Origin of the sequence: Nocardioides mesophilus, from assembly GCF_014395785.1 — a bacterium.
In the GTDB taxonomy this organism is placed as follows: Bacteria; Actinomycetota; Actinomycetes; order Propionibacteriales; family Nocardioidaceae; genus Nocardioides_B; species Nocardioides_B mesophilus.
In genome coordinates this window covers 913,653-929,346 of sequence record NZ_CP060713.1, presented here as the reverse complement: position 1 = coordinate 929,346, position 15,694 = coordinate 913,653, and the positions used below count along the sequence as shown (strand labels likewise).

Sequence of the window (15,694 nt, the reverse complement as noted above, 5' to 3'; positions counted from 1 at the left end):
TTCGCCTCCAGTTCGCGAACGACGTGCTGGTTCGGTCAATCTAGTGCCTGTGACGACCGACCTGCCGGGTGAGCCCGCCGATCAGCGCGGCCACGGGGTGGGCGAGCGGCCGCCGCTGGACCGCTCGCTGCTCGCCGCCGCCACCGCCGCCGCGCCCGGCTCCCGCTGGCGGGTGGAGGTGGTGGCCGAGTCGCCCTCCACGAACGCCGAGGTCGCGGCCCGGGCCCGCGCCGGGGAGCCGGAGGGGCTGGTGCTGGTCGCCGAGCACCAGACCGCCGGCCGCGGCCGGCTGGACCGCACCTGGGTGACGCCGGCCCGCTCGGCGCTCACCTGCTCGGTGCTGCTGGCCCCCGCCGAGGTCCCCGCCGCCCGCTGGCCGTGGCTGCCGCTGCTGACCGGTCTCGCCGTGGTCGAGGCGGTCCGCCGGACCACCGGGCTCGAAGCGGCGCTCAAGTGGCCCAACGACGTCCTGGTCGGCGACGCCAAGGTGGCCGGGATCCTGGTCGAGCGCGTGGAGCGGGACGCGGGCGGCGCCGCGGCCGTCGTCGGGGTGGGGCTCAACGTGTCGCTGCGGTCCGCGGAGCTGCCGGTGCCCACCGCGACGTCGTTGGCCACCGCCCTGGGGGCCGAGGTGGACCGGACCCGGCTGCTCGTGCACCTGCTCGACACGCTGGGCGAGCAGTACGACGCGTGGCGGCGCTCGGCCGGTGACGCCGCGGACGGGCTGCGCCCGGCGTACCTCTCCGCCTGCGACACCGTCGGCCGCCGCGTGCGGGTGGACCTGCCCACCGGTGAGCGGCTCGAGGGCCGCGCGGCCGGTGTCGACGCCGACGGGCGGCTGCAGGTCACCACGGCCGCCGGACCGCGGGTCCTCGGAGCCGGGGACGTCGTGCACGTGCGTCGCACCGAGCCGTGACCCTGCGTCCGGCGTGAAAGGATGCGGGCGTGGCATTCCCGTCCCGGCTCCTCATCGACGGCGAGCACGTCGTCGTCTCCACCCGCACCCACGTCAAGGCGCTGCTCGTGCCGGCGCTGCTGCTGATCGTGCTGGCCGCCGCGGCGGGCTTCCTCTCCGCGCTGGTCGACGCCGGGTCGGCGCAGCCGCTGGTCGACGTCGTGATCTGGGGGCTGGCGCTGCTGGTGGCGCTGTGGTGGGTGGTCAAGCCGTTCATGCGCTGGATGACGACGTCCTACACCTTCACCAACCGCCGGTTCATCAAGCGCAGCGGCTTCATCGCCATGCAGGGCCGCACCATCCCGCTCAACCGGATCAGCGGCGTCGACTTCGACATCGGGATCGTCGACCGGGTCTTCGGCTGCGGCACCCTCGTGGTCTCCGACGCCAGCGAGACCGGTCAGGTCCTGCTGCACGACATCCCTCAGGTCGAGCGCGTCCAGATGCTGGTCGCCGAGGAGCTGCACCGGCTCTCCGAGCCCGGAGCTCTCAGGACCGATGACGGTTCCTGAGGAGAGCTGGACCCGCGAGCGGCTGGAGCGGCGGCTGCTCGGGGAAGAGCCGATGCTGACCAGCGAGCAGGTCGCCGCCGCGGCCGGGGTCTCGATCGAGGACGCCCGCCGGCTCTGGCGCGCGCTGGGCTTCCCCGACGCGGGCGAGTCGGCGGCCTTCACCGACGCCGACCTCTCCGCGCTCGGGCTGATGATCGACGCCGTCCGTGAGGGCATCATCGACTTCGACACCGCGGTCCGGCTGACCCGGGCGGTGGGACAGACGATGGCCAAGCTCGCCGACTGGCAGGTCGCCACGCTCTCCTCGAGGGTCGAACAGCTCGAGAAGGGCGACCAGGCCACCGGCAGCCGGATCGGCAGTGCGATGCGGGTCGCGGAGAAGGTCGGGGTGCCGTTCGAGGCGGTGCTGATCTACGCCTGGCGGCGGCACCTCGCCGCGGCGGTGGGCCGGGTCGAGGCGCTCGGCGCCAACGACGCCGACCTGCACACCGTCGAGGTCACCGTCGGGTTCGCCGACCTGGTGAGCTTCACCGCACTGTCCAACGAGATGGACGAGGACCGCATCGGCGACATGGTCGAGGTCTTCGAGTCGCGCTGCGCCGACGTGGTCGCCAGCCACGGCGGCCGTGTGATCAAGACCCTCGGCGACTCGGTCCTCTTCATCGCCGAGGGGCCGGTGCAGGGCGCCGACATCGCCCTGAGGATCGTCGAGGTGATCCGGCGCGACAAGCGGCTGCCCGACGTGAAGATCGGCCTGTCCGCGGGCGCGGTGGTGATGCGGCTCGGAGACGTCTTCGGTCCGCCGGTGAACATGGCGGCCCGGTTGACCGCGGTCGCCCGCCGCAACCGTGTGATCACCGACCCGGCGACGGCCGCGCTGCTGCCCCCGAGCGAGTTCGAGACCCAGCGGCTCCCGCCGCGCCCGTTGCGCGGCTTCGGCGTCGTGGAGCCGGTCGCCGTACGCCGTCCCTGAGCACCCGCCGGCCATGGGCACCACCGGCCGTGACTAGCAGGGACTAGACGGTGGGCTAGTCATTCCGGGCCAATCTCGTCCGAGTGGTGCACGCGGCCCCGTGCGCTTTCCTACATTTCTCGCATGAACAGTGTGCAGGGCGTGGAGGTCGACGCGGCGACGCGGCGTGTGCGTCGCGACGGAGTCGACATCCGCCTGTCGAACAAGGAGTTCGACCTGCTGCACGCGCTGATCAGCCGGCCCGGGGAGATCGTCTCCCGCGAGGAGCTGATGCGAGACGTCTGGCAGACCACCTTCTGGACGTCGGCCAAGACCATCGACGTGCACCTGGGCTGGCTGCGCCGCAAGCTCGGCGACGACACCCGGCGGCCCACCCTGATCACCACGATCCGGGGTCGCGGGCTCCGCTTCGAGCTCAGCCCGCCGGTCTACGTGGACCAGGCGCGCTCGGCCTCCTGAGGCTGCCGATAGAGTCGGGGCCGTGACTGCAGCGGCCCCCTCGCCCTCCGCGGGCACCCCAGACAACGGCGCGCCCTCGGTAGCGGTGATCGGCGGCGGCCAGCTGGCCCGCATGATGGCCCAGGCGGCGGTCGCCCTCGGCGTCCCGCTGCGGCTGCTGGCCGAGGGGCCGGGCGTCTCCGCGGCGCAGGTGGTGGCCGACACCACCGTCGGCGACTACACCGACCTCGAGACGCTGCGCACCGTGGCCGAGGGCTGCAGCGTGGTGACCTTCGACCACGAGCACGTGCCGACCGCGCACCTGCACGCGCTGAGCGAGGAGGGGCACGCCTGCCGCCCCGGCCCCGGCGCGCTCGTGCACGCGCAGGACAAGGCGGTGATGCGGGCACGGCTCACCGAGCTCGGCGTCCCCTGCCCGCGGCACGCGGTCGTCCACGACGCCGAGGACGTGGCCCGCTTCGCCGAGTCCGTCGGCGGCTTCCCGGTCGTGCTGAAGACCACCCGCGGCGGCTACGACGGCAAGGGCGTGTGGGTGGTCGGCTCCGCCGCCGAGTCCGGCGACCCCCTCGCGGTGGCCGCGGCGAAGGGCGTGCAGATCCTCGCCGAGGAGAAGGTCGACTTCCGCCGCGAGCTCTCCGCGCTGGTGGCCCGGTCCCCGTCGGGACAGGTGGCGGCGTACCCGGTCGTGGAGTCCGTGCAGCAGCACGGCATCTGCTGGGAGGTGGTCGCGCCCGCCCCCGACCTCGATCCGGAGCTGTCGGTGCAGGCCCAGCAGATCGCGATGACCGTGGCCGGGGAGCTCGACGTGACCGGCATCCTCGCCGTCGAGCTGTTCGAGACCCGCGACGGCCGGGTCCTGGTGAACGAGCTCGCGATGCGCCCGCACAACACCGGTCACTGGTCGATGGACGGCGCCGTCACCGGCCAGTTCGAGAACCACCTGCGGGCGGTCCTCGACCTGCCGCTCGGCTCGCCGCAGGCCCGGGCGCCCTGGACGGTGATGGTCAACATCCTCGGCGGCGACCACGGCGAGCTGTCCCGCGACCTGTACGCCGGCTACCGGCACGTGCTCGCCCGGGACCCGCAGCTGAAGGTGCACCTCTACGGCAAGGACGTGAAGCCCGGTCGCAAGGTCGGCCACGTCACGGCGTACGGCGACGACCTGGACGAGGTCCGCGAGCGGGCGCTGCACGCGGCCGCCTGGTTCCGCGGCGACCTCGGTGACGAGAGCGAGTGAGCAGATGACCGCAGACCAGCGGCCCCGGGTGGGGATCGTGATGGGTTCGGACTCCGACTGGCCGACGATGAAGGCGGCCGCGGAGGCGCTGGACGAGTTCGGCGTGCCGCACGAGGCGGACGTCGTCTCGGCGCACCGGATGCCCGAGGAGATGCTCGCCTACGGCAAGGAGGCGGCCGGTCGGGGGCTGCGGGTGATCATCGCCGGCGCCGGCGGAGCCGCCCACCTGCCCGGCATGCTCGCGGCCGTGACGCCGCTCCCGGTGATCGGCGTGCCGGTGGCGCTGAAGTACCTCGACGGCATGGACTCGCTGCTCTCCATCGTGCAGATGCCGGCGGGGGTCCCGGTGGCCACCGTGGCGATCGGCAACGCCCGCAACGCCGGCCTGCTCGCCGTCCGCATCCTCGCCGCCGCCGACGAGGACCTGCGGGCCGCGATGGTGCGGTTCCAGGACGGGCTCGCCGAGTCAGCCCGCGAGAAGGGCCGGGCCGTCCGCGGCGACACGCAGCGCCGCGTCGGGTTCTGACCCGTCCGCGGGATCAGGACGGCACGAGGCCGGTGTGCTCGGCCGCGAACGCCAGCAGGTCGGCGGTCTCCGCGGCGATCACCGACGCCGGCTTGCCCAGGCCGTGACCGGTCGAGGTCTCGATCCGGGCCAGCACCGGCGCGTCGCCGCCCTGGGCCCGCTGCAGCTCCGCGGTGAACTTGAAGCTGTGCGCGGGCACCACCCGGTCGTCGTGGTCGCCGGTGAGCACCAGCGTCGCCGGGTAGGCCTGCCCCGCCCGGACGTTGTGCAGCGGGGAGTAGGCGAGCAGCGTCTCGAACATCTCCGGGTCCTCCGGCGAGCCGTAGTCGGAGATCCAGGCGGCGCCGATCGTGAACAGGTGGAACCGGAGCATGTCCAGCACCCCGACGGCCGGCAGCGCCACCGCGGCCAGGTCCGGGCGCTGCAGCATCGTGGCGCCGACCAGGAGGCCGCCGTTGCTGCCGCCGTGCAGCGCCAGCTGCGCAGGCGTGGTGACGGCGTCGGCGACGAGGTGGTCGCCGACCGCGGCGAAGTCGTCGAAGACGTTCTGCTTGCGGTGCAGCCGGCCGGCGTCGTGCCAGTCCGCGCCGTACTCGCTGCCGCCGCGCAGGTTCGCGATCGCCAGCACGCCTCCGGCCGACAGCCAGCCGGCGAAGGTCGGGCGGAAGTCGGCGAGCACCGCGATGTTGAAGCCGCCGTAGCCGTAGAGCAGCGTCGGGCGCGGCTCGTCGAGCTCCACGTCGGCGCGCCGGACCAGGAAGTAGGGCACCTCGGTGCCGTCCTTGCTGGTGGCCCGGCGACGTTCGACGCTGACCTCGGGCGGCTCCCAGGCGGGCGCGCCGCCGGGTGCCTCGGGGGCCAGGCCGTCGACCACGGCCACCTCGCCGGAGGGCAGCAGCAGGCGGTACGGCGTCACGCGGCTGGTCACGGAGGTGAGGCCGAGGAGGACCTCGTCGCGGCCGGCCTTGCCGCGCAGCGCGACCACCGAGCCGCCGGTGACGTCGACCCGGCCGAGCTCGGAGCCGTCGAGGCCGTGCCGGGTGATCCGCGGCTGGGCGTCGACCAGGTGCACGGTCAGCAGCTCGTCGGCGGCCGCGGTGATCGCGTCGAGGGCGGCGTCGGACTCACCCACCACGTCGACCAGCTCGAGGTCGTCGACGCGGCCCGAGGGGGCCGGGCCGGAGAGGTCGACGCGCACCACCCGGCCGAGGGGAGCGTCGAGGTCGGTGTGCAGCAGCAGCCGGTCGTCCTGCGAGCGCACGAACCGGAAGGCCGCGCGGGTCTCGTCGACGACCTTCAGCGGCTCTCCGAGCGTGCTGGTGCCGTGCTCGGTGCGCACCGGGTAGGCCCACAGCCGGTTCTTCTCCGAGGTGCCCTCCGAGAAGTGCAGCACCAGCCACCGGCCGTCGTGGGACAGCTCCGGCTCCGGGATCACCCGGGGCTCCTCGGGCAGCTCCCACACCACGGGGTCCTGGGCCTGGGGGGTGCCGAGCACGTGCCGGCGCAGCCGGCCGGCCGGCAGCGCCGCCGCCTCGGTGCCGCGGCCCTCGCCCTCGGTCGGGAAGTGCACGTAGAGGAACGACCCGTCGGGCAGCCAGGTGGCGGCGCTGAACTTCACCTTGGTCAGCACGTCGTCGAGGTCCTGGCCGGTCGCCACGTCGCGCACGCGGATGGTGGTCCAGTCGCTGCCGCCCTCGCTGACCTGGTAGGCCAGCAGGCTGCCGTCGCGGCTCTCGTCGTACCAGGCCAGCGAGGCGGTGCCGTCCTGGGAGAAGGTGTTGGGGTCGAGCAGCAGCCGGCCGCCGGAGCGCAGCTCCTCGAGGCTGTCCGCGACGTACCACTGGTCCTGCTGCTGGGTGCCGTCGTTGCGGCTGACGAGGTAGCGCTCGCCGATCCGGGCGGGGGTCCCGGCGCGGGGCATCGCGACGATCGCGCTCATCGTGGCCTGGAACCACTCCCGGGAGGCGAGGGCGTCCAGGTGCGCGCGGGAGGCGGCGTTCTGCGCGGCCACCCAGGCCCCGGTCTCGGCGGAGTCGGGGTCCTCCAGCCAGCGGTACGGGTCGGCGATCTCGCGACCGTGCAGCTGCTCGACGGTGGCGTCACGACGGGTTTCCGGGTGGCTCATGAGGCCCTTTCTCGGCGCAGGCGCGGCCACTCCATGGCCGGGCAGGTGTCCATGACCATACGTACGCCGGCGTCGACGGTGCGCCGGTAGGCCGCCTCGTCGACGACGCCGAGCTGGAACCACACCCCGCGGGCGCCGATCCGGACCGCCTGGTCGGCGAACTCCCCGGCGGCCTCGGAGCGGCGGAACACGTCCACCACGTCGACAGGGAAGGGGACCTCGGCCAGCGAGGCGTAGCCGGGCTCGCCGAGCACGGTGGCGGCCGAGGGGTGGATCGGCACGATCCGCTTGCCGTGCTGCTGCAGCAGCCGGGCGATGCCGTACGCCGTACGCGCGGGGTCGCCGCCGAGGCCGACCACCGCCCAGGTGTCGCACTCCTCGAGCATGAAGCGGATGTCGTCGGGGTCGAGCCACGGAGGCGCGGGGGAAGCCATGTCCTCGACGCTACCCAGCGGCCGGGAGGACCATGTCCGACGGTGCCGGACCGGGTCGGCCCAGCGGGTTACCGAGCAGTAGAATCGGGGTCATGAGCGACTTCCCGATGTTTGCGCTGTCCGAGGAGCACCAGGCGGTCCGCGAGGCCGTGCGGGCGGTGTGCGACGCCAAGGTGGCCCCGCACGCGGCTGAGGTCGACGAGCAGAGCACCTTCCCGCAGCAGGCGTACGACGCGCTCGCCGCCTCCGACTTCGCCGCACCGCACGTGTCCGAGGAGTACGGCGGCGCCGGGGCCGACGCGCTCGCGACCTGCATCGTGATCGAGGAGGTCGCCCGCGCGTGCGCGTCCTCGTCGCTGATCCCCGCCGTGAACAAGCTGGGGTCGATGCCGGTCATCCTCGCCGGGTCCGCGGAGCTGAAGAAGAAGTACCTCAGCCGGCTCGCGGCCAACGACGGGATGTTCTCCTACTGCCTCTCCGAGCCGGACGCCGGCTCGGACGCCGTGTCGATGAAGACCCGGGCGGTCCGCGACGGCGACTCCTGGGTGATCAACGGCGTCAAGCGGTGGATCACCAACGCCGGGGTCTCGGAGTTCTACACGGTCTTCGCCGTCACCGACCCCGAGAAGCGCTCCGCCGGCATCTCGGCCTTCGTCGTGGAGCGCTCCGACGAGGGAGTGACCTTCGGCGCGCCGGAGCGCAAGCTCGGCATCAAGGGGTCGCCGACGCGCGAGGTCTACCTCGACAACGTCCGGGTCCCCGCGGACCGGATGATCGGGGAGGAGGGCACCGGCTTCGCGACCGCCATGAAGGTGCTCGACCACACCCGCGTCACCATCGCCGCACAGGCGGTGGGGATCGCCCAGGGTGCGCTGGACTACGCGCTGGACTACGCCAAGCAGCGGCAGCAGTTCGGCAAGAAGATCGCCGACTTCCAGGGCCTGCAGTTCCTGCTCGCCGACATGGGCATGAAGGTCGAGGCGGCCCGGCAGCTGACGTACGCCGCGGCCGGCCGCTCCGAGCGCGGCGACGACGACCTGACGTTCTTCGGAGCGGCCGCGAAGTGCTTCGCCTCCGACACCGCCATGCAGGTCACCACCGACGCGGTCCAGGTGCTCGGCGGCTACGGCTATACCCGCGACTACCCGGTGGAGCGGATGATGCGCGACGCCAAGATCACCCAGATCTACGAGGGCACCAACCAGGTGCAGCGGATCGTCATGGCCCGCCAGCTGCTCGCCGGGATCCAGTCGGAGTTGTGATCATGACGAGAACCGCCTGTTGACCTGCGCAACGCGCACTAAGTTCGACTGTTCATCCAGGTGGCGAAGTTCGCCATGGCCCGGCAGATCTTCGCCGGTTTGCAGTACGGCGCCGACGACACCTCCATGCCGGTCCGCGCCTCGGTCGACGCCATCGCCCGGGCAGCGCCGCACGCCGACATCCACGTCTACCCCGGGCTCGAGCACCTGCTCAACGTGGTGCCGACCGTCCCGCCGGGCGAGGACGTCGAGTCGGTGATGTACAGCTACCGCGACTTCCGGTTCGGGGCCGGCGTACGCACCGACCTCACGGCGTGGGCCCAGCAGGCGCTGGTCGAGCGCTGATTCGCTCGACGCGGGATCGGCCGGGCGACCAGGCCGCGCACCGCCTGGCCGTGGACCGCGAGCCGGTCACCGGAACCAGACGTCGCTGGAGGCGATGCGCTGCAGCTGCGGGAGGCCGAGCGGCGGTGCGTCGGCGGTGACAGGACCTTCCTTGCCCGGTCCGTTGTAGGCCATCACCAGGACGTCCCATCCGTCGGGGCGGAAGACGGTCACCGACCGTACCTGCGTGCCACCGTCCACCGCCGGGTTCGTGAAGCTGGACGTGCTCACGACCGTCCCGTCGGGGCCGGGCCGGCACACGCTCCCGTCCCCTTGCTCCGCGCAGCGACGCGCGGGGTCGGGGATCGACCGGCCGGTCACGTAGTCATCCGGCGTGAGGCCCACGCGGATCCCGAAACCCCTCCACGTGAAGTCGACGACGGGGGCGGAGTCGGGTCCGGACTTGGCAGACGGCGGGCTCACCTCGCCGGGCGCGATCGAGGCGAACGTCGTCGGCACCTGCTCGGTCGCGACGGCGAGCCGCGCCTTGGCGGCCCTGCTCGGGGCCGGCGAGGGGACCGAGGGTGTCGCCGAGTCGGCCGGGGCGATCGGACGGGGCGCCGGGCCGGCCGAGCCGAGCAGCTGCACACCTCCCACGGTGACCAGGACGGCGGCCGCACTGGCGGCGCCGGCAGCCACCGCTCGGCGGCGACGCTGCCGGACCCGTCCGCGACGCAGCCCGTAGGCCACCATCGTGTGCACGTCCGGCGACAGCTCGCGGGTGGCGCGCTGGAGCAGGTCGGTCACGTCCTTCTCGTTCATCGCAGGCTCCCCTCGCGCACCTGGGTGAGGGCACGCAGACTTCTGTTCTTGACCGCACCCGGCGACAGGCCGAGGCGTTCGGCCGTGTCGGCCACCGAGAGGTCTTCCAGGTAACGCAGCACCAGGACGGCGCGGTCGAGCCGGCTGAGCTCCGCGAGCGCCTCCTGCAGGATCAGCCGCAGGTCGCTGTCCACCATGGGATCCGTGGTGCCGGCGGTCTCGGGCATCTCGGCGCTCGGCAGCTCGCTGCTGCTGCGCAGCCGGCGTCGGCTGAGGTAGGTCCGCAGCAGCGTCCGCTGGGAGTAGGCGTACGGCGTGTCGATCCGGCGCCACTTCACGAAGACCTTCGCCAGGGTCTCTTGCACCAGGTCCTCGGCCCGGTGCGGGTCGCCGCACAAGGCCCAGGCCTGGCGATACAGGTCGCCGGAGCGGGCGAGCGCGAACGCCTCGAAGTCCTCAGTCGCGCGTTGGTCCATGGGTCCTCCCGTCTCCCTTATGACGCCGTCAGGTGCCCGGTGGGTCTCATCGGTCGTTCACGAGATATCCGGATTCGTGTGCAACCGCGCAAGGTTTTGCAAGCGTCTGTTCCTACGTAAGGGCACCAGGCCCATCCACACAAAGGGGGACACACCAGATGAGGACGACCACCCGCATGCTCGCCATCCTCGCTCTCGGAGCGGGGATCGCGCTGACACCCCAGACCGCCCAGGCGCGACAGGCTCGCGTCCATGACCGCTCGGGGGACTCGTCGTCGGCCGCCACCGACATCACCCAGGTTCGGGTCCGGCACGCTCGACACCGGATCAGCGCGACCGTCACCATCCCGAGACTGAAGCCGGGGCGGCTCTCCGGCACCGAGCTGCTGATCCGCCCGCAGGGCAGGAAGAACGTCTACGCGGTCACGGTCCTGCGGGACCGGCGAGGAAGGGTGGTCAAGACGAGCCTGTCGTGGCGACCCCTGAACGACCCGATCGAACCGACGAGTCTGCCTTGCAAAGGGATCGGCGCCACACTGGGTGCCGGGCACACCGAAGTCTCCGTCGCCAAGGCATGCCTGACCAAGAGTCGTCCCCGGCAGCCGATCCAGGCCAAGGTTCGCGTGGTCGACGGCACCATCGGCCTCCAGGGCGCCTACTTCGATGACCAGACGAGGTTCACGCCGCTCCTCGCGCGGGGCGCCGCACGGTACGGCGCCGCGCCAGCTGGACAGGTGACTGTGAACAGCGGTCTGGTCGTGCGGCGTCTGCCGACGACGTTCTCGGCCCGTCAGGGGGTGCTCCCGCGCGGCACGGTGTTCCCGGTGACGTGCAAGCTCACCGGATCGGTGGTGCGGCGGGGCGGCGACCAGAACGGTGACGTCAACAACCTGTGGTACCGCCTGTCCAGCGACCGGCGCCAGTGGGTGTCGGCGCTGTACGTGCGGAACGTCAACGGCATCCCGCCGTACTGCGGCACCGGGGAGAACTACCGGGGCCGCGTCACCGCGAGGATGCTGGCTCCCCGTGAGGCGCCCACCACGCGGGCCAACGCGCACGGGGGTCTTGCCCGCGGCACCAGGGTGACGATCAAGTGCAAACTCCGCGCCCAGCGGGTGGCAGGGAACAACCTTTGGTACAACCTGCCGCAGGGCTTGTGGGTCTCGGCTCGCTACGTCGCCAACATCGGGCCCGCGCCGGCCTACTGCACGCGCTGAGCGGGGATCGGGCCAGTCGTCCCCGGGACGCCGGCGCGCCTGCAGGGCGTGCGCGACTCGTCCGCTGCCGGACCGTCAGGGGGACGATCCCGACGACCCCCCGAGCTCCTCGCCGAAGAACGCAGGTGATCCCGGTGCCGGCCACCACACACGTCCTCGGCGCGAACTCCGGGTTCAGGGTCGGCGTCATGGTGGCCGGGTCCACGGTGTGGGGACTCGGCGGTGGCCGGAGCGGCGAGGCTGGCCAGCGCCAGGACGGCCAGTGCGACGACGATGCGCTTCATGTGCTCCACCTCCACAGGTCGAGCGCGAACGGCTCGTCGGTCCAGCGTCGCGACGGTGCGGCAATGGCACGAGCGGGTGGTCGGACGCCGCCGCCGCGCGCGACGTCGCCGCGGTGCTCGGGCTGCCCGAGGCGACGGCGTACGGCCCCTTCGCCGAGCTGAGGCTCGACAACGGCGCGAGCCTCGACTTCATGGACACCGAGGGCGAGATGCACGGCCAGCACTACGCGTTCCTCGTGAGCGAGGAGGAGTTCGACCTGGTCCTCGATCGCCTCCGCGACCACGGCCGCAGGTGGGGGGCCGACCCGTTCAAGCGGCAGCCGAACGAGATCAACCCACCCCCGAGGGGACTACTTCGACGACCAGACGCGGTTCACGCCGCTCCTCGCGCGCGGCGCCGCGCGCACCGGCTCGTGACCGGTACGCCGTACCGCCCGTGACAGCATCCTGCGCATGTCAGGAGCGAAGACCTCGATCGGCAAGGGCGATACCGCGCTAGACCAGCGGCTCAACGACGAGCTGGACAGGTTCAACGAGGCCGCCACGCCTGACGTGGCGGCCGCCGAGGAACTCACTGTCCGGGTCGAGCGGGACGGCGAGCTGGTCGCCGGCGCCTCGGGCTGGACCTGGGGACAGGCCGCCGGCATCGCGATGACGTGGGTGGACGAGAAGCACCGCGGGACCGGCATCGGGACGGAGCTGGTCACGGCCTTCGAGGAGGAGGCTCGCCGCCGGCGCTGCACGCACGTGTTCGTCACGTCGTTCACGTTCCAGGCCCCGGCGTTCTACCAGCGCCTGGGCTATGAGGAGATCTTCCGGTGGGAGGCGGTCCCGACGCGCGGTCGCGACGACGTCCACATGCGCAAGGAGCTCTGACCCCGTCACTCCTGGGCTCGGCAACGAGGGGGCAGGGGCCTGTCTCGCGCTCAGAGCGGCAGGGGTCGCTCCACGGTGACGCTGGTCGAGCCGACGACGTACCCCAGCTGCTCGTTGAGGGTCAGCATCGGAGTGTTGCGCGCCTGCGTCCAGGTGTAGAGCTCGCTCAGTCCGTTCTCCGCCGCCCACCGCAGGGTGCGTCGCTTCAGGTGCACCGCTACGCCCCGGCCGCGCCAGTCACGGCGTACGGCGGTGAGCGCGTTCTCGCCGCGCTCGGGACGGTCGGTGTCGCGGTCCACGCCGGCGCAGCCGACCACCTCGCCGTCGTGCAGGGCCAGGAACATCGGGTCGGCGGCCCACGACGAGCTCCACTGCTCGGCGCTGATGTCGAGCGGCTCGTAGAGCGCGAAGTCGGCGAGCACCTGGGTGCCGAACGTGTCGTAGCAGGCTGCCCAGAGCTGCGGCTGCTGGTCGAGGGTGACGACCTCGATTCCCTCCGGCGGGAGGCCCGGCGGCTGCTCGTCGCCGATCGCCCGGACCTGCTCGACCTGCCGGTCCACCTCCTCGAACCCGAAGCGGGTGGCGAACGCCAGCGACCCCGGGTCCTCGGTCATGCCGTGCAGCTTGGGGAGACCGAGCGCGGTGACGTGGGCGGCGAGCTCGCGCAGCAGGGCCGACCCGACGCCACGGCGGCGGTGGTCGGGCAGCACCCGCGGCGCGACGAAGCCGCCGCCCGAGCTGTCGGAGCGACTGGCCACGCCCGAGCCGACGACCTCCCCGCCCATGCGGGCCAGCAGGAACAGCCGCTCCGGCGAGTCCTGAGCGCGGAGCTCGGCCACGGTGTCGCAGCGCTCAGCGGGGACGACCGCGAGCCGCACCCTCCGCCACGCCTCGTAGTCGTCGTCGGTGACGCAGGCCGACAGCTCCATGGCACCGGAACGTACTCACGGCCCCTCCTGCCCGCCAGCGGTTTCGCTGGCCCGGACCGCGCCGACGGTGCGGGGGAAGCGGTGTGAACCGGTGCAAGACCACCCGCGCTCCCCGTTCGGGTGGTGCTGACCGCGCTGGCGGTTCGACCCGGGAAAGCAGCCGGGGCCTGACTCCGGACGAGTGGTCGAGCTACCTGCCCGACCGGCCCTACCGCCGGACCTGCGACGGGCGCGCCTGACGCCTGCTGGACGGATCCGGTGCCGAGCCGTCCCTCCGGCTACTGGCCCAGGCCCTCAGCCGACCACCTCGTGGAGGTGGACGCCATGGTCCGTGGCGATGAGCTCGGCTGCCTTCTCGCCGATCATGATGGCTGCAGCGTTGGTGTTGCCGCTGACGACGTTCGGCATCACACTCGCGTCGGCCACGCGCAGGGCCTTGATGCCGTGGACCCGCAGCCGCGGGTCGACGACGTCGCCGATCCGACAGGTCGACGTCTCGTGGTAGACCGTCAGCGCGTAGTGGCGGGCCAGGTCCTCCAGCAGCGCGTCGCTCGGTGCGGCGCCGGGGAGGTGGCCGTGTGCCTGCGCAAGGTGCGGCGGAATGACTGGCTCACCCAGGCCGCCGCCGGGCCATGCCTTCGCGACCTCGAGGGCCTTGCGCATGACGGCGACCATGACCGTCACGTCGTGCGGATCGTCGAAGTAGTTGAACTCGATCCGCGGCGGGACCGCCGGGTCTGCGCTGGCCAGGGTCACAGAACCCTCGGAGTGGGGTTGTACGGGATTGGGCAGCACGACCACCTGGCCGCGCGTCGGGTCCAGGAAGGACTCCGGGTCCTCGAAGAACGCAGACGGCGGGAGCCGGAAGACGGCTTCCCAGATCGGCGGCGTGTAGCCGGTCGCGAGGAATCCGATCTGCCCGTCGTGGGTGTGCTCGTCCCCCAGCCCGGTCGAGAAGAACGCGACAGCGTCGTAGAGGGAGGAGGAGGCGAGGCCACGGCCGGTGGTGAACCACTCGGCGATGCGGCGCTGCGCCTCGGCCTTGGCAGCGGCAAGCGGCTCGGGCAAGGCGTCATCGTCGGCTGGGTCGGCCGGCAGCGGACCAGCGGGGGCCCGCAACGCGTCCGGCCCGAGCGACATCGCAACCTCGGTCATCGTCTCGCCGATGCCGTCTGCGGCAAACATCAAGGGTGTGTGCAGGTGGTCCTTGAGGTGACGCCCGACCCCGGGGAGGTTGACGACGCAGGCCACCCCGGCGGCGGAGAGGTCTTCGCGGGATCCGACCCCGGAGAGCAGGAGCAGGTGCGGCGACCCGATGGCGCCCGCGCACAACACCACCTCGGTGCCCGCGGCCACCGTCTCGGAGGTGTCGTGCTCGGTGCGGTAGGCCACCCCGGTGGCGCGAACCACCTCACCGTCCGCCTCGAGCAAGACCCTCTCGACGAGCGCACCGGTGACCACGGTCAGGTTCTCCCGGTCCATCGCCGGCTCGAGGTAGGCGTGGAAGGTCGAGCTTCGCCTGCCGTCCTTCGTCGTCGTCTGGAAGAGCGAGGCCACCCCCTCGGGCCTGAGACGGCCGCGACCGTTGTAGTCACCCTGCTTCATGCCCGCGGCGCCCGCCGCCTCGACGAACTGGCTCGCGGCACGCAGGATCGGCTGGCGCACCGACACGCCCACGGGGCCGTTGTGCCCGTGCACGTCGGTGTCGGCGTGCAGCTCGGGGCTGTTCACGAATCCCTCGGCCTTGCGGAAGTAGGGCAGGACCTCCTCGTAGGACCAGCCGTCTGCGCCGCCGGCGGCCCACGAGTCGAAGTCGCCCGGGTGCCCCCGCACGTACGCCATGTAGTTGAGGCCGGAGGAGCCGCCGAGCATCTTTCCCCGGGGCACCATCATCTGGCCGCCGACCAGGCCCTTGCCGACCCCACCAGGGTCGCCGTTGAACATCCAGTCGGTCGCGGGGTCGTTCTGCAGGCTCGCGACCGCTGCGGGCACGAGCTCCGCGGGCGGCGGCGGCCCGCCGGCCTCGAGCAGGCACACCCGGACCTCCGGGTCCTCGCTCAGCCGGGCGGCGACAACAGCGCCCGCCGATCCCGCTCCCACGATCACGTAGTCGTACGTCGAGTCCATGGATCCCACCTCGTTGCGGCACCTCGCCGGACGGCGGGGACGGTCTCGTCACGCAACCACACCCACCAGGGGGGAGACAAGGGAGCAAGTGCCTTGCTTCTCTCGGTCGCCGAGGTATCCACGAAGGCGCTGCCGCGGCGCATGTGGTCCGTCCGT

At 72.3% G+C, this 15,694-nt stretch carries 17 protein-coding genes; 11 read left to right on the top strand and 6 right to left on the bottom strand.

The genetic code is table 11. From position 1 onward, the window contains the following. Positions 1-49 precede the first annotated feature (49 nt). The 6 genes from H9L09_RS04385 (at position 50) to purE (ending at position 4,662) form a co-directional block, all read left to right on the top strand. Positions 50-916 carry a biotin--[acetyl-CoA-carboxylase] ligase gene (locus tag H9L09_RS04385; protein WP_246456262.1) on the top strand — a complete coding sequence of 289 codons (867 nt, stop codon included), beginning with the start codon at positions 50-52 and terminating at the stop codon, positions 914-916. 29 nt (positions 917-945) lie between these two features. Beyond that, positions 946-1,467 (top strand): PH domain-containing protein, encoded by a 522-nt coding sequence (locus H9L09_RS04380; RefSeq protein WP_187579507.1) that lies wholly within the window; start codon positions 946-948, stop codon positions 1,465-1,467. Then, a complete protein-coding gene (locus H9L09_RS04375; RefSeq protein ID WP_187579506.1) occupies positions 1,454-2,440 on the top strand; it encodes an adenylate/guanylate cyclase domain-containing protein in 987 nt (328 codons plus the stop codon). Before H9L09_RS04380 ends, H9L09_RS04375 begins: the two co-directional genes overlap by 14 nt. A gap of 123 nt (positions 2,441-2,563) precedes the next feature. Continuing rightward, positions 2,564-2,899, top strand: a complete 336-nt coding sequence (locus H9L09_RS04370) for a winged helix-turn-helix domain-containing protein (protein WP_187579505.1) — start codon at positions 2,564-2,566, stop codon at positions 2,897-2,899. Between the two features lie 112 nt (positions 2,900-3,011). Then, complete coding sequence (locus H9L09_RS04365) at positions 3,012-4,136, top strand: 5-(carboxyamino)imidazole ribonucleotide synthase (protein WP_246456442.1); 1,125 nt, start codon at positions 3,012-3,014, stop codon at positions 4,134-4,136. Between the two features lie 4 nt (positions 4,137-4,140). Then, complete coding sequence (purE, locus tag H9L09_RS04360) at positions 4,141-4,662, top strand: 5-(carboxyamino)imidazole ribonucleotide mutase (protein WP_187579503.1); 522 nt, start codon at positions 4,141-4,143, stop codon at positions 4,660-4,662. A 13-nt stretch (positions 4,663-4,675) separates the two neighbouring features. Here purE and H9L09_RS04355 read toward each other — a convergent pair whose 3' ends face one another. Both H9L09_RS04355 and H9L09_RS04350 read right to left on the bottom strand, forming a co-directional pair. Then, complete coding sequence (locus tag H9L09_RS04355) at positions 4,676-6,787, bottom strand: prolyl oligopeptidase family serine peptidase (RefSeq protein WP_187579502.1); 2,112 nt, start codon at positions 6,785-6,787, stop codon at positions 4,676-4,678. Then, positions 6,784-7,221: a CoA-binding protein gene (locus tag H9L09_RS04350; protein WP_187579501.1), complete on the bottom strand. Its 438-nt coding sequence runs from the start codon at positions 7,219-7,221 to the stop codon at positions 6,784-6,786. Before H9L09_RS04350 ends, H9L09_RS04355 begins: the two co-directional genes overlap by 4 nt. A 92-nt stretch (positions 7,222-7,313) precedes the next feature. On the opposite strand from H9L09_RS04350, the gene H9L09_RS04345 reads away from it, so the two are divergent. After that, complete coding sequence (locus tag H9L09_RS04345) at positions 7,314-8,483, top strand: acyl-CoA dehydrogenase family protein (RefSeq protein ID WP_187579500.1); 1,170 nt, start codon at positions 7,314-7,316, stop codon at positions 8,481-8,483. Between the two features lie 60 nt (positions 8,484-8,543). Beyond that, positions 8,544-8,828, top strand: a complete 285-nt coding sequence (locus H9L09_RS04340) for a hypothetical protein (RefSeq protein WP_187579499.1) — start codon at positions 8,544-8,546, stop codon at positions 8,826-8,828. Between the two features lie 66 nt (positions 8,829-8,894). Here the strand turns inward: H9L09_RS04340 and H9L09_RS04335 are convergent, their stop codons facing one another. Together H9L09_RS04335 and H9L09_RS04330 are read right to left on the bottom strand one after the other, a co-directional pair. Then, positions 8,895-9,629 carry a hypothetical protein gene (locus H9L09_RS04335; protein WP_187579498.1) on the bottom strand — a complete coding sequence of 245 codons (735 nt, stop codon included), beginning with the start codon at positions 9,627-9,629 and terminating at the stop codon, positions 8,895-8,897. Beyond that, positions 9,626-10,105 carry a SigE family RNA polymerase sigma factor gene (locus H9L09_RS04330; RefSeq protein WP_187579497.1) on the bottom strand — a complete coding sequence of 160 codons (480 nt, stop codon included), beginning with the start codon at positions 10,103-10,105 and terminating at the stop codon, positions 9,626-9,628. Before H9L09_RS04330 ends, H9L09_RS04335 begins: the two co-directional genes overlap by 4 nt. A 176-nt stretch (positions 10,106-10,281) precedes the next feature. Between H9L09_RS04330 and H9L09_RS04325 the strand changes: the two genes are divergently transcribed. From H9L09_RS04325 to H9L09_RS04315, 3 genes are all read left to right on the top strand, one after another. Further along, positions 10,282-11,322 (top strand): hypothetical protein, encoded by a 1,041-nt coding sequence (locus H9L09_RS04325; protein WP_187579496.1) that lies wholly within the window; start codon positions 10,282-10,284, stop codon positions 11,320-11,322. Between the two features lie 397 nt (positions 11,323-11,719). Beyond that, a complete protein-coding gene (locus H9L09_RS04320; RefSeq protein WP_187579495.1) occupies positions 11,720-12,046 on the top strand; it encodes a VOC family protein in 327 nt (108 codons plus the stop codon). 13 nt (positions 12,047-12,059) lie between these two features. Then, positions 12,060-12,482, top strand: a complete 423-nt coding sequence (locus H9L09_RS04315) for a GNAT family N-acetyltransferase (protein ID WP_187579494.1) — start codon at positions 12,060-12,062, stop codon at positions 12,480-12,482. 50 nt (positions 12,483-12,532) lie between these two features. On the opposite strand, the gene H9L09_RS04310 is transcribed toward H9L09_RS04315, so the two are convergent. Beyond that, entirely contained in the window at positions 12,533-13,411 is an 879-nt protein-coding gene (locus H9L09_RS04310) for a GNAT family N-acetyltransferase (protein ID WP_187579493.1), read from the bottom strand. A gap of 294 nt (positions 13,412-13,705) precedes the next feature. Continuing rightward, entirely contained in the window at positions 13,706-15,538 is a 1,833-nt protein-coding gene (locus H9L09_RS04305) for a GMC family oxidoreductase (RefSeq protein WP_187579492.1), read from the bottom strand. Positions 15,539-15,694 lie beyond the last annotated feature (156 nt).